Origin of the sequence: Flavobacterium poyangense (assembly GCF_011751075.1) — a bacterium.
In the GTDB taxonomy this organism is placed as follows: Bacteria; Bacteroidota; Bacteroidia; order Flavobacteriales; family Flavobacteriaceae; genus Flavobacterium; species Flavobacterium poyangense.
Genome location: NZ_JAALLN010000021.1, coordinates 24759 through 39697, shown reverse-complemented (window position 1 = coordinate 39697; position 14939 = coordinate 24759). Strand labels below are relative to the sequence as shown.

The window sequence follows — 14939 nt, the reverse complement described above, 5'->3', positions numbered from 1 at the left end:
ATGAGAAAATTAGCTATAGCCTGACTTTCTTATCCCCTGCTATTTTGTGTCCTTTTTCAAATCCGCTAAAAACAACACCATTAAAAGGAACTGTTTCCTATACTATAATTATACTTTGAAAATGAAATATTTAAAAAAATCTCATTCTTCTAATCTGGATTCATTTTTTAATGAAATTTAAACTATATTCGCTAAAAACCTACAAAGTTTTTTTGCAACTCCAAAAAACTAAAACCTACATCGAATGAAAATTGTAAAAGCATTTATTTTTGCCTTATTTTTTATTGTTACAAAATCCTATTCGCAAGATATAGCCATCGATAAAATTGTTTACAAAGGTCGCGAACGTTATATCACCACAACTATTCCCTATCCGATGCAAGGAACTTATTTACCAATTGGAAAAAAAGAACCCAGTACAGTTCTAAATCCGGACGGAACAGGTGTAATTCAGAATGACGATTTAAGTAAAAAAAAGATAAATTGGGGCGTTGAATGTACAGAGGAAGGTGTTGCCGTTTTTAAAGAGGGTTTCAATAGTGCATCTTATACCTTTTGGTACAGAACAAATGACAGTGACGAATGGAATTATACACAACTTTCCATCCATTTTATAAAGAAGAAAATGTTCTTGATGGGAGAAAGAGTAAAAACATATGAAGATTTTCATGTGCAGTAATTTGAGGGCCAAAAATTAAACATTTCTTGATTTTTTGAAAATTTACTATCGAAAAGAAAACGTTTTCGTTGATTTTTAATAGTAGTTACAATTTTTGCCATAAAATTCTACAAAATTAAAAATTCCATCATTTTTTTATTTAATTTGCAATAAAATTCAATATTTTAAACATGGTTTCAATCACACGCCTTTTTGATTTTCCTTATTATCAACAAGAGACTTATAATCTTCCGGTTGCATTAGCGACCAAAAAAAATGGAACCTGGGAAAAAACATCAAGCCAGGAATATATTGCTAAAGCAAATGCTGTTTCTAGAGCATTATTGCGCATGGGCATTCAGAAAGATGATAAAATTGCTTTAATCACTTCTAACAACCGCACCGAATGGAATATCATGGATATTGGTATTTTACAAACGGGTGCACAAAACGTTCCGATTTATCCCACTATATCCGAAGAGGATTACGAATATATTTTAAACCACAGTGGAAGTATTTACTGTTTCGTTTCTGACGACGAAGTATATCAGAAAGTAAAAGCAATTCAGGCCAATGTATCGACTTTAAAAGACGTGTATTCTTTTAATGAAATTGCAGGTTGCAAACACTGGTCAGAATTACTGACTTTGGGTGCAGACGAAAGCAATCAGTCTGAAGTTGAGGCCAGAAAAGACAGCATTCAAGCCGATGATTTGGCGACTATTATTTATACATCCGGAACGACAGGAAGACCAAAAGGGGTTATGCTTTCGCACAGAAACATTGTTTCAAATGTTTTAGACAGTTCCCCTAGAATTCCTTTTGATCCGGGGAAAAGTACAGCTTTAAGCTTCCTACCAATCTGCCATATTTTTGAAAGAATGATTTTATACATCTATCAATATTATGGTGTTTCGGTTTATTTTGGGGAATCTATTGATAAAATCAGTGACAATCTAAAAGAAGTACGACCAACTGTTATGACAGCTGTTCCAAGACTTTTAGAAAAAGTTTACGATAAAATTTATGCCAAAGGAGCTGAATTAACCGGTATCAAGAAAAAACTGTTCTTCTGGGCTATTGATTTAGGTTTAAGATATGAGCCATACGGAGTTAATGGAGCCTGGTATGAATTTCAGTTAAAAATTGCCCGTAAACTAATTTTCAGCAAATGGAAAGAAGGTTTAGGAGGCAATCTGGATTTAATGGTTTCGGGAAGTGCCGCTTTACAACCGAGATTAACAAGAGTTTTTGCAGCAGCAGAGATTCCGGTTATGGAAGGTTACGGTTTATCTGAAACATCACCTGTAATTGCAGTAAACGATCAAAGAAACAGAGGTTTCAAAATTGGAACTGTTGGAAAAGTAATCAACAACGTTGAAGTAAAAATTGCCGAAGACGGTGAGATTCTTTGCAAAGGACCTAATGTAATGTTAGGCTACTACAAAGATCCTGAAAAAACAGCAGAGGCTTTACAAGGCGGTTATTTCCATACCGGAGATATCGGAGAAATCGACGCCGCAGGTTTCCTTAAAATTACCGATCGTAAGAAAGAAATGTTCAAAACTTCAGGCGGAAAATACATTGCTCCTCAATTAATTGAAAACGCAATGAAACAATCCCGTTTTATTGAGCAAATCATGGTTATTGGTGAAGGCGAAAAAATGCCGGCAGCCTTTATTCAACCTAATTTTGAATTCGTAAAAGAATGGGCCAAAATCCATAAAATTACTTTAGGAAACTCAACCAGCGAAATCGCCACCAATGCACAAGTAATCAAACGTATCGATGAAGAAGTAGAAAGCATTAACGAAAAATTCGGCCACTGGGAAAAAATCAAACGTTTTGAATTAACTCCGGATGTATGGTCTATCGATGGCGGACAACTTACCCCTACGCTGAAACTGAAACGTAAAATTATAAAAGAAATCTACAACGATCTTTATATTAAAATCTACGGAAATAATTAAAGGACTTAATTGTTACTGTATCTAAAAGGACTGTCTTTCATAGACAGTCCTTTTTTAGTTTTTAGTTCATAAATAACTTCCTAAGTTCTATAAATTAGACGCCCTATTTACAATTAACAACCGATTGTCAGGCAAAACGGTTGTCAGGCTGAGCGAAGCCGAAGCCCTCGTTCCAAATAGCCCGTCTTCGCTCAGCCTGACATTTTCGATTTAACATAAGAAATAATTTATACTCCAAAAAAAGCGCCCTGATATCAGGACGCTTTCTATATTTATGTTGAATTTAAAACTACATTTTACGCTTCAATTCTAAAAAACCCCTACCACATCCATAATTCTCAGCAGGAAATCCTCCCACTGAACGATCATTACATTGCCTTATAGACAATTGATATATAGCTTTTTTGCTTTCATTTCAGCCAAAAATGTATTTATTCTAAGCGAATATCTTATCAATTTGTGTTAAAATTGTCGGATCTTGTATTTCACTGTCCTTGGCAAACAAAAGAACTTTAGACATAACTTCGGCAGATTTTGGATCATCATCTGCAAACGGAAGGAACAAACGTCCTCTGTGTTGCGAATGAATCGGCAGAATCGACAGGTATTTTCCAGGAACCTGATGTACCACCGCACTTCCTAAATGAACACTGTAATTTGCCATTTCTCCTTTTATCAAGGCATGATTTTCTTTTATCTCAACATTCTTAATTTTAAACAATCGCAATGTTTCTCTAAGTAAAACTGCTCTCATTTCTATTGACGAATGACTCGCTTCCGGATCTACTCCTCCAACATGTGCAACACTTACCACTAAATCGATATCACGCATGACCTCTGAGAAAACACGTGGATTAATGTCTTCAAAAGCAATATTCTTATACTCTTTTAAAGAATGGAACTGAATGGTCTCTAAAGTAGGACTTTCTACATCTGCAGGCGAAAACCAATCTGCCAGTGCATACATTTTGACCTGATATCCTTCTTTATGGAAAACTTTTTGCAACCCCTCTTCATAATCCACTTTCCATCCTCTATTCTTCAATAAAGCCAACGTTTGTTTCGGATGAACCTGATGGCCGGCATATCTTCTTGAAATTGATTTCTCTTTTAACTCATCCGGAGTTGGAACGTATAATTCTCGGAATACTTGTTTAAAAGGCTGTTTCAATTTTGTATCAAAACAATACATTTGAAAATCAGTCCAGACATTTTGTTTATGCAAATCGTAACAATGTGCAATTCTAAAAGTTTGTTTCTCATTCAAATAAAGAACTTCGCCTAAAGCAGAGATCAGATTCCCTTCCACATAAAAACCAATTTGATTGTCATTTGAAATAAAAACTAATTTCTCAAGATGCTTGGAAATGATAGGGTGTTCAAAAAGATTTTGCATTTCTGCAAACAAAAATTCATCCCCTCGAATCATGCTTTCTTCCAGCCCTTTCTTAGACCGCACCCATTGCTCACGCATGGTTTTTCGGTAGTCTGTCAATTCTAAAATTGCTTTTTCTTTTTTTATTTTTGGTGGGATGGCTTTTAATTCTTTGTTCGTTTTCAGATTTAAAATTGCCAAATCTGTTTTTCCTTCTTTATCAATTACCAAACTTACTGTTGTATCGTCTATCGTTACATTAGTATCTTTCGACAATATATTCTGAACCTGTTTGGTCTCCATCGCCCAGGTCAATCGTACAGGATCGGGATAACCGGCATTTCGTGCCAAATTCTCTAACGCCACTCTTAACGCCAATGCTTCGCTGGTTTGTTTCATAGAACCAAACTCCCTGCTTTCTTTTTTAAACTGTTGCAGATACTCATAACGAGACAAAATATCTTTCTCCGGACTGGTTTTACTTAACGGTACTAAACCATACACTCGTAAATAGTCCTGATCTCTTTTATCTTTGACTTTTGCTGTTACTTCTCTAATTTTAAGATCACCGGTAAGTGTATCAGCATACATTCTGGCTCTTCTGTGACCATTGCCGTCTGTTACATATTTTGCCGATTCATACAACATTTCCCATCTTGTCTTACCCAATTGCTTATAAGCCGATATAAACCAATTTTTATCTACTGCGCCATCTTTAAAATCCTGCAGATCTAAAGCCGAAAACTTAGCTACTTCACTTTCTAATTCTGCATTCGTCGCACTGTAACTTGTCGTTTTGGTATGCGCATGAAGCCACCAGATTCCTTCGTCAAGTCCATTCCAATCTAAATATTTACTGATATATTTCTGCCATTGAGGTGCATATATAGCAGATTGAATCAGTCTTTCCTCTGTTATTTTCGCTTTCTTAATAAAATCATTAAATCTTTCTTGCGAATCGGAAGGCAACGGATAACAATTTTTTAATAGAAAACTGAACAACTTTTGCTTGTTTAAATCGGTGTAGCTCCAGGAATAAATATACCCTTTGTACAAACTAGCTTTACCAAGTCCCGTAAGCAGGTCAACAAAACGGTTGATTCCGTATATTTTTTGAAAACTCTGAACCAAGTGCGTAACTGAAGTATTAGAATCTCCTCTTTTTACTTCAATATCCAAAAATGTTTCTCTGATTTTATCAATCATTGGAGTCAAAAACGGAAATCTTTTAATTAATCCTTCACTTCCATAATGCTGGTAATGTCTTTTCTCTCCTGTCAGGACTTTAATTCTCTCTCCTTCCAAAATACCTTCGTACAATTCCCCTTCCGTAATTATTTTTTGTTCAAAAGCAATACAGTACAAATGAATAGGAGGTCTATTTAGTTCAGCATTCTGCTTTAAACCATTAAATTGTCTCCATCTGTATAAGTTCCAGACCTTTTTGTTCTGTTCATCTGTTAAACTCTCCAAATTAATACTATGGAGAAATACATTAAAATAGCCCTGATTCTGCCATCCATTATTGTTTCTGTCACTGCTGTAATAATATTCATTCTTCCCCGGTTTATGTTCGTATTCTAAAACAGATTCGGGCAGATTAGAAAATAAAGCGCTACAGGCATCAATAACAAAATCTTCTTTTTCTTTAAATGGATAATTTAACTTTAGTGCCTCCAGAATTTTCAGGATTGGATTATTCCAATCGTATCCATTTTTTATCGGGTTTGGCAATAGGTCCTTGTAATAAAACACATACTTGTCGAGAAAATCTCTCCATAGTTTTCGGTCGCAATTTACTACCAGAGTCATTAAAAACAAGTCTCTTTCTACCAGTCCGGAATTAGTAAACCAATCCGACCAAACCTGATACAACGGATAATTATTTTCTATTTCTTCCTTAGTAGGTTTATCTGTTAATTTTTTTATCTCACTAAATTGATTGCCCAGAAGTACCGTTGTTCTGGTATTATCATAATATTCAATTTCGTATTCGTAATCTTTGTACTCTTCAAATAGCCCGTAAAGCTTAGCAATCTCGGCTTTTATATGCACCATTGGTTTAGAAAAACCATACTGTTCCGCTTTTACTGTTTTAGCATACAAAGAATCCTCTTCTGGTTTTGGCAATGCATAAGACGTTACTTCATTTGGATTATAAAATCCATAGCCGTTTTCTACACTCAGGATATCTTTCTTTTTTTCAGGTTCTAACTGTTCTAAAAACTTGGTTTCTTTTTCTGTAATTTTTGGACGGGCAGCATAAACTTTGACCCACTCGTTTACTTTTTCCTCAAGTCTGTCACTTTTTTGCAATTGAAGCATCAAATCTAAAACAGACATGCGTTGTTCTAAATCTCCTTTTTCCAGCATACCATTTACAAACAATACTATATTATGATCTTCTTGCTTTAAAATAATCAGGGTTAAGTTTTTCTTTAAATTAGAATTTTTGCGTTTAAATAATTCCTGAAACACCTCTAATTCTTCCTCATTTAATGCAACGTTCTTCAGAACATTAATCGCAGATGCAACAATCGATTCTCCTCTGTCTTTTAGAATTCTGAGTGCAAAGTTTTTTTGAAAATCGGTTGGCAACTTCTTAGCCTCTTCATCATCGCTTCGCATAGCGTAATAAGAATAACTGTAAAACCCTTTCAATATATCCTTAGTAAGTGTTTCTCTTAGGTTAATAGACAAACCTTCAAACTGATTAAGTACAAGTTCTAACCTTTCTTTATTATCACCTATCAGATAAATTGCGGCTGCATAAAGCGAATCTTTTTCAAACTTTACGTTTAGCCACGAAAATACTTTACCTTCAAAAACTTTTTCTTTGACAGTTGTCGATTCCGCTAAAGCATATACTTTTTCGAAGAAATTAGGATAATCTGCATTATCTGTATAATACTTTGATACTACATTTGCATTTAACAAACTATTCAAATGTGACATCGTAAAAGCTAAAACTTGTAGATTATCTTCATTTAATGCTTTAAAATACAATGGCATTTCGATATAAGGATCACCCGTTTCTCCTGCAAATTTTAGAGCCAGGCATTTCTTCTCGACCGTTCCTTTTTCCAGTAGCTCATGCAAATACGGAACTGTTTTCTCTACATCTAAAACGCCTTGAACCCAAAGCGCAATGTAAACTTCGTTATTGTTTTTGCTCTGAAATGCTTTTTCTAAAGTTTCAGGATTTGCAAAATAATCAGCTGCCAACTGAATAATATTTCTAACCGTAGTTTCTTTTTCAGATTCCCAGCCCAAACCGGTCCAGGTATCTATTGCTCTTACTACCGATGAAAATCGTGTTAATTTATTCTCGATAATAACCTCAATCATATATTGCAATGCACCAACATTGGTTTCGTCTAATGCTTCTAAAACCGTCTGACGTAATCCTTCTTGCCTTTGCGCAGCAAGTAATAATTTCCCGACAAGCTCCCATGCTTCTTTTTTATTGCTGTTTAAAAGCGCCTTGATAATATTTCGGGAAACTTTTCCTCTTGGGTCTTTATTAAAAATAATGTCTTCAAATAACTGGAACAAAGTGCCATTATCACTGTCAATTGCTGCCGACCAAAGCATAAATTGATTTACCGGATTTGTGATTTCGGTGTCATAGCGAATCTGATCTTCTAAACTTAAATCGTAATAAATATTATTTGGGTAATTATACAAAAAAGGTCCACTAACTAGGGAACGTATAAAATTGATCTGATTTACAAATAAAAACCGTTCATTATTTGGCGCTCTGAATGAACGTCTGTTGTAACCGCTCTGATATATTTTTTGAGGCAGTAAATCCCAGGCATTTTTCACATACTTTGCATTTTCTTCACCAAAAAAATAAATCAGCAAATCGTAGTACTCTTTATTTTCCCATAGGTCTGTTTTAATCCACTTTTCAAATACATTGCATTTTTTAGATCCTAAAGAAACATAAACCCCGGAATAATGATCGTCGAGTTTTAATAATGCAAGTCCAAATTCGGCAACTTCTTTTTTGAGTTTATTTTTTGCAAATAGTTTAGAAACTAAACCACTATTTACAATCTCTTCTAATTCTTTTTTAAACCTTGCAAAAGGTTTTTCTATTGTTTTACTTTTAAGAACATCTTCTATAGACATAATGTCGTTATTTTTTAAATTATTTTTTTTTGTGAAATGTGTTTTGTGAAATGTGAAATGTATGATGTGAATTATATTTTGCCTAAAAATCTATTACTCTTTAAATGGAATTGTTTCGACGGCAAAATTGATTCTTGAAATTGAAATTGATTCTCGTTTTTACCAATAACTTCCCGCTAAGAAAGTAAGTCTGATGAAAATTAATGGTTTATTTTCTTCCAGATTTATTTCCTGATTTAGATTTTCTAACGCATCATCGCCATAAAAAATGGCATACAGTCCGTCCTCAAAAGCCACAATAGCATTTTCCTTCGCTTTCGCTAAATTCACTTTATTGTGATTGTAAAGTGCCCCAAAACCAACTTTTCCTGTATCCGTTAAAATAGGTAAATAATTTTCTTTGGGAAGATGAATTTTATCTTCCTCATCAAACTCAAAAGAAGAAGAATTGAATAATTGAACTTGATAATCTACAATTAGTTCAATAAGAGTTTGTGTAGTAATTGTCGCTCTTTCTGCAGCTATCTCAATATTTTTATCCTGAAGAATCGGATGTTTTTTCCCTAACTGCCTGACTGATATGTTAAGATTCATTTGTTCTGATTATAGTTTTCGGATAGGTAAAATAAGAAATTAAAAGATAGCTTTTCATTAAAATAACCTATTTTAACTGTTAAAAAATGGTCGTACCAACTTCTTCCTTACGAACTCTTTTAAAAAAATAATTCGTGGAAATTAGCGAAATTCGCGGCAAGTTGTTTTTGCCACCAATTGCACGAATTTCCACAAATTACTTTATTTTTAGTCTGAATCCGATTGTTGTATAGTAACGCCAATAAAAAAATCGATCAATAAAACCTTTATTATTGATCGATCTTTTTGCTATTATTATTTTAGATTCTATAATCTTAGTTGATTTCTGCGGTACTAATTTTCTCAAGTGTTACTTTCGCATCGCCAATTCCGGTCTTTTTTATGATAATATCAAAGTCTCCGGCTTTATTTGCTAAATCATCTGAAATATAGTAGGAGAAAGTAAGTTTTACTCCGTCCTCACCTATTTCATGTTTTTCTCCCGTTCCGTGATCATGAGCCACACCAAAGAAAGTCATTGTTCCAACATACTGATCCGGTTTTCCTTTGTAACGCAGATAAACAGTATAATAATCTTTTGGTTCTTTGTAAACCACTACATCTAAATTCAGAACTATTTTAGAATTGCTGCTTTTAAAAACCTTAAGAGTGTTTTTAGCCGATGTACCGGTTACTTTGTGAGTAAAGGCTTTCGCTCCCAATATCTTTCCAACTTTCTGTTCCCAGATCACTTTCTCTTTTGAATCCTGAAATGAAATTCTCTCTTTTCCTTTTGTTTCGTTTGCCGCTAACACAGAAGTTTTAGATCCGTAAAGTAAATTATCGTATTTATAATCCAGATTAAAAACGATTTTGTATACTTCTTCCATTGTGTACGTAATACGACCTCCGTCTGGTGTAATAAACTCGTAAGGCCAAGGTTTGTCTTTTAGCTCTTCTAAAGTAGGACGCTGACCATAAGCCGAAACATCCCAAGATTCCCAAATACGATCCACCATACTATGATGCAACCAAAAAACAGGATCAAAACCGGCCGAAGGAACATTTGCCATTAGCCCTGAATAATTAGGCAACTGGTATATTTCGTTATAATAACTTTCACTCGGATTTGCATATCCACCACCAATCAGATTGTGCATATAACCGTGAGGAGAACCTTCCAGACTTTTACTAAATCCGGCACTTCCGCTAAATGAAGGATTCGTTCTCAACTCGTTAAGCGCCAATTGAATTTGATTCACCTGATCCGGTAAAATTGGTCTTCCGTTGTTCAGAATACTATATCGCGCTGCTGTATACAAAGATCCTGATTTATCTCTTAATTCTTCCCCCATAATGTTGTCAGCAGTTATTGTGCTACCGTAATTCCAATATGGCAAAGCAAAATCAGCCTTTCCGGAAAACTCACGAACAATTTTCTCTAAATACCAAATGTACATTCTGTTCCACAAAAGAAAATTCAAATTGGCATTTTCTGTACCATTATGAGTACAATCGGCCCAAGCCCATAATTTGTCTTTACTGGTCTGATATACAGAACAAAGTACATTTTTCCCATTAATTACATTCGGAATACTGTGTATTGCTCCCTGATAATACCACGAAAGACCATTCTCACAGCCCAAATCGCGCATTTTTTTGAAGGCTACATTCATTGCATCCAAATTTGCCTTTCCTTGGGGCGTGTTAACATTCCATCGGATATATTGCGCCGTACTTTTACTCTGACCAAAGCATAATCCTGTGGTCAGGATAATAAAGAATAAAATAATTTTTCTTTCCATGTTTGTTTGTTTTAAGTGAATACTGATTTGTTTATGGGCATTAAAGTACATTGACTTCAAAAGTTAAAATCTTAAAATAGTCCGGATTGGCTTTGTCGTAAATTTTAAATTTTACGATTCCGTTACCCGATTTGTTGGCAGGAATTACGTGTATCGCGATAAAACCTTGCTGATCGGCATTTAGTTTATTAAAAGCTGAACCTTTCGGAATTCCGATCTGACAAGCCCCATGCTGACACATCGAACAGTCCCATTCTTTCGGAAATGTATTAGAGACCGTTTCCCAAGCCAGATATATAGGTTTATCGGAAATATTTGCGACTTTAATTTTAGAAATATCCAGTCGTTTGTTTTTTTGCAGACTTTCTTTATTTGTGGCATCACCCACTACAGAAAAAGTAGGCTTCTTTTGTGCAAAAGCAATCGAAAAGCAAAAAAGCAAAACAAAAGAAATGACAATTTTTTTCATGGCTCTTTATTTAAATTTTTATAAAAAACAGGGATATTAGCCTCGTAACGTCCCAATTTGGAAACCGGATCTATAAACTGATACCTAATTTGTTCATTCTCCACAACATTTTCTAAATCAATAAGCAACTCGAAACATTGCCCGGGTTGAAGCGTAACTTTAGATCCTTCTGACCGAATCTCAATAGCAGTAGTGCTTCCCGAAATTAACTTGAGTTTTGCAGCTGTCGGAAACGCTATTTCATGAAGGTATAATCCCGAATTAACCAAACGCAGCAACACTGTTTCTTTTTTGCGCTCCGGCAAATGCAACCCTTTGTGGTTTATTGCCATTTCGCCATTGATCAGGAAATAATCAGGTTTATAACCCGGCAGAACTATCGGTTTGTTTCTTGGGTCGTATTCTGTTCCCATAATGGCATCAGTGTGCCATTTTGTATCTATTTCATTGCTACACCACAGAACTTCCTGTGATGCTTTAAGGCTTGTAGAATCTGTATCTTTTGGCTGTACGATGATTACTCCAAACATTCCGGCCTGAAGATTAAAAGGATAGTTTTCGGGACTATAATACAGATAAGTGCCCGCTTTTTTAGCCTGAAAAGAATAAAAACCATGCTCCATATGATGAATCGGTTCTTTTACTTTCATTACTTCATTTTCCTTATTCCGCTGCTCGAATTCGATTTCCCTGCAATACAAAGAGACCGGATTTCCTTGCGAAATGCTCCAAAAATCAATCTTCACACTATCTCCTTCCCTGACATTAATCTCCGATCCCGGAAAAGTGACCTGTCCCGAAAGTGAATCTGTAAAACCAAAGGTTCGTATGGTCACATTTTTTGTGATTGTCAACTTACCCGTTGTCCGGCCAATAATTAATCTTTCGTTCTGGGCAAACAAAAAAACACTAACAAACAAAAAAGGAAATACCAGTTTGTGTTTACTCCAACTATTCATTTCTAAACTCAAATTAATGTTTATCAGCCCATTATGCTTTTACAATTCAAATTTAGAGTTAATTAAAATCACAAGAATACGTACAAATACCTGTTTTTGTAGTAAAAATCCTGATTAAGTAGATGTTTCCCTCACTCTTTTGTGTTGTCCAGTCATTCCTTAAAATATATTAATTCCTATTTTTAAATTAATTAAATTAAATCCGACAGGTTTTAAAAACCTGTCGGATTTGTCGTTTTGGGTTATCTAGTCTTTTATCGTTTTTTCAATGTAGGTAATCTGATCGGTAGCGGATTGACGGAGTAAATCACAGCTGTAATTCGCCAAAGGTTGGCAACATTCTGCGTGGAGTTTCGTGTGCGATTCCTCATTCGGAATGACAAAGTAAGCAGTCATTTGTCATTTCGACTTTAGGAGAAATCACACTAGTAAGTCGACAAAGATTGGCAACATTCTGCGTGGAGTTTCGTGTGTGATTCCTCATCCGGAATGACAAGGGAAGCAGTCATTTGTCATTTCGACTTTAGGAGAAATCACACTAGTAAGTCGACAAAGATTGGCGACGTGCTGTGTGGAGTTTCGTGTGTGATTCCTCATTCTTCGGAATGACAAAGCAAACGAGAAGAGAAAATTAAACACAAAAAAAGAACCCAAAAACAGACAGCCAAAAAACAAAAAAAGCTCCGTAGTTACGGAGCTTCCCAATCATTCTACAATTAGAATGTTAAAAATTAAGTCGCTGCAATAACACAGGCTTTATGAATTTGTTTATCTGAAAATACAGATAATGTTTCGGCTAAGTTTCTGCTGCTCCTTAAGCAACTGAGCATTTTTAGCCTTAGGTCAAGATTGTTGCCATACTCGGTTTCGAGCATTAACTCGAAAATTTCCTGCAAATACAACGGTTGTTCTCTTAACTCTCCCTCGAACAATTCATTCGAAAGAAAACTGACTACGGATGGCACCACGTCTTTTTTTGATGCCTTTTGATTTTCTTTTTGCATATCTAAACAGTTTTTATAAAGATTACTCCTAGATATGCTTTGACATAACAAACGTACAACTATAAATATTGCTAATCAAATAAATTAACATAAATTTCTTACAAATTGTAAAATCTAAACTTTTATTAAATTTAATTATTTATAAATTTAATAAAAGTATAATTATTATCGTGGCTTAAAAAAAATAGACAATATTTCTTCAAAGAATCCGATTACCGATACAATTCTTCCCGAATCTTAATCAAAGTTTCTAACGTCTTTTCTTTGTTTGGTGTTTCTTGCAAAGAGGAAGTTTTATAATGATTTTCGATAGAAAGAATCAAATCATCGGACATTTGCAGTAAATCATCATAATCTTTATTTCCGGCTTTTATATCTAACAATTCTTCACGATTAGAAACTCTGATGTTTAACTTTCCGGTTGACAGAATTTGCTCAGCCGTTTGCAAAAGCCGGATTGTATGCATCATATTTTTGCTGTCGTAGTTTTTACCGTGCTTTTGATTGGTGTTGTAACGCTCTTCGTTGCGCTTATCTATCCAACTCCAATATTCGGTGTATTCTTTACAGTATTTGGAATAGCCGTCCTGATTGCAGGATAAATAACCAATCAACTTTTCGTCTTTAGGAATCGAAGAAACCGAAACTTCATTGGACATTTCTTTCTGAATTATTCCTTTATATCCCAAAGTCTTTCCAGCATCATAAAACATAGCAAACATTCCTTTTGAATTAGGCAAATTGACCAAACCAATCTGCTCTTGTTTTAAATTATTCTCTGCCAGAAATTCTACTGCCGAAACCGTTTCATAATCTTCCAGAACATAACAAAAATCCAAAAGACTTTTCTTCTCCTTCGGTAACGGATTTACGATTTTCTTGTTTAAACCTCTCGCTTTTTTGATTTGAGTAACGGCATAACCCGCAAAAGAATCTTTGCAGAGTTTTGATAGAAAATCTTCTGTTTTTAGATTTTCCATCAACGGATGTCGGTACAAAATACAATCTTCAGGCGAAGCCAAAATTTCGAGTATATTAGGATTATTTTTGAGCAATAATTCTGTAAAACGACCAATTTCATAATACACCTCATCATTGGTTTCATTAGCAATCTGCGGAATATACTCTAACCCAAAGAATTTTTCTTTTGGCAAATAATAAACGCCTTTTATATCAGTGTCTGAAGTTGGTGTATTTAACCCAAAAGATTTACTCCCTGAAATAACTTCAAAAAGAATCAGGTTTTGGGATTTTAAGTCTTGAATGGTCATGGTTTGTAAAATTGTGCTGTAAGATAGAAAACGGTATCGATAAAAAATAGATTCCCTTGAAAAGTCAAAACATTTTCATCGTGCAAATCTTCGAGAATAATTCCGAGTTCAGGATGAAAATAATCGTTGTTTCTAGTGTTAATAAACCCGTTTGAAGTTAAAAATTGTTTTACGATTTCGAGTTCTGTAATCTTGTCGGATTCCACAAATTTCTGTTCAACCACAGCGTACAAAACCTCATCTTGCTCATAAAAACCAATTAATTGATAAGCAGTATCGGGAAAGAAGAAATTATTCAGCAACAAACTATTGAAATAATCTTCCCAGGATTCGTAATAGATACTGTCGTTTAACTTGATTACTTTATGTCTGTTCTGAAGATAAACCTTTTGTTCGGCACCCGAAGAAACAAAAGTATTGAGGTTTATTGCCGTAATCCAAAAACCATTTTTATTGCAAAATTGCTTTATTAGCGCTGCTTCTTCACTTTTGCTTTGCTTGCCTGACTTAAGCGCTCCGCCTGAGCTCTCGCTTTTTCTAAGGTAACGGGAGATTGTTTGGATAGAATTTCCATGCCTAACTTGGCTCTTTCCTGAAATGATATTTTGTAGCTCATGTTTCATGAAATTTATAGTGCAAATATAGGGATTTTTAATGTTACTATTTGTTGGGCATATACATGCAATTGTTGCGGTTTATGAACGTTTGGTTTAGGCTG

The 14939-nt window shown here is 34.7% G+C and carries 10 protein-coding genes; 2 read left to right on the top strand and 8 right to left on the bottom strand.

Going from position 1 to position 14939, the window contains the following annotated elements; translation table 11 throughout:
- The first annotated feature begins 244 nt into the window (after positions 1–244).
- Both G3A47_RS20295 and G3A47_RS20290 read left to right on the top strand, forming a co-directional pair.
- Positions 245–679 (top strand): hypothetical protein, encoded by a 435-nt coding sequence (locus G3A47_RS20295; RefSeq protein WP_166925733.1) that lies wholly within the window; start codon positions 245–247, stop codon positions 677–679.
- Between the two features lie 170 nt (positions 680–849).
- On the top strand, positions 850–2628 hold the full coding sequence (locus G3A47_RS20290) for an AMP-dependent synthetase/ligase (protein WP_166925731.1): 1779 nt from the start codon (positions 850–852) through the stop codon (positions 2626–2628).
- Between the two features lie 436 nt (positions 2629–3064).
- Here the strand turns inward: G3A47_RS20290 and G3A47_RS20285 are convergent, their stop codons facing one another.
- From G3A47_RS20285 to G3A47_RS20250, 8 genes are all read right to left on the bottom strand, one after another.
- Complete coding sequence (locus tag G3A47_RS20285; RefSeq protein WP_166925730.1) at positions 3065–8140, bottom strand: DUF4132 domain-containing protein; 5076 nt, start codon at positions 8138–8140, stop codon at positions 3065–3067.
- 159 nt (positions 8141–8299) lie between these two features.
- The gene (locus tag G3A47_RS20280) at positions 8300–8734 is read right to left on the bottom strand and encodes a hypothetical protein (protein ID WP_166925728.1); all 435 of its coding nucleotides are present in this window, start codon (positions 8732–8734) and stop codon (positions 8300–8302) included.
- Between the two features lie 314 nt (positions 8735–9048).
- Positions 9049–10518, bottom strand: a complete 1470-nt coding sequence (locus tag G3A47_RS20275) for a tyrosinase family protein (RefSeq protein ID WP_166925726.1) — start codon at positions 10516–10518, stop codon at positions 9049–9051.
- A 40-nt stretch (positions 10519–10558) separates the two neighbouring features.
- Positions 10559–10987: a hypothetical protein gene (locus G3A47_RS20270; protein ID WP_166925724.1), complete on the bottom strand. Its 429-nt coding sequence runs from the start codon at positions 10985–10987 to the stop codon at positions 10559–10561.
- Positions 10984–11946, bottom strand: a complete 963-nt coding sequence (locus G3A47_RS20265; RefSeq protein ID WP_166925722.1) for a multicopper oxidase domain-containing protein — start codon at positions 11944–11946, stop codon at positions 10984–10986. The genes G3A47_RS20270 and G3A47_RS20265 overlap by 4 nt, the downstream gene beginning before the upstream one ends.
- Before the next feature lie 731 nt (positions 11947–12677).
- Positions 12678–12950 (bottom strand): hypothetical protein, encoded by a 273-nt coding sequence (locus G3A47_RS20260; RefSeq protein WP_166925720.1) that lies wholly within the window; start codon positions 12948–12950, stop codon positions 12678–12680.
- Between the two features lie 212 nt (positions 12951–13162).
- Positions 13163–14221 carry a DNA polymerase beta superfamily protein gene (locus tag G3A47_RS20255; protein WP_166925718.1) on the bottom strand — a complete coding sequence of 353 codons (1059 nt, stop codon included), beginning with the start codon at positions 14219–14221 and terminating at the stop codon, positions 13163–13165.
- Positions 14218–14844, bottom strand: coding sequence for a putative polyvalent protein kinase domain-containing protein (locus G3A47_RS20250; protein WP_166925716.1), 627 nt, complete (start codon positions 14842–14844; stop codon positions 14218–14220). The genes G3A47_RS20255 and G3A47_RS20250 overlap by 4 nt, the downstream gene beginning before the upstream one ends.
- Positions 14845–14939: the final 95 nt, after the last annotated feature.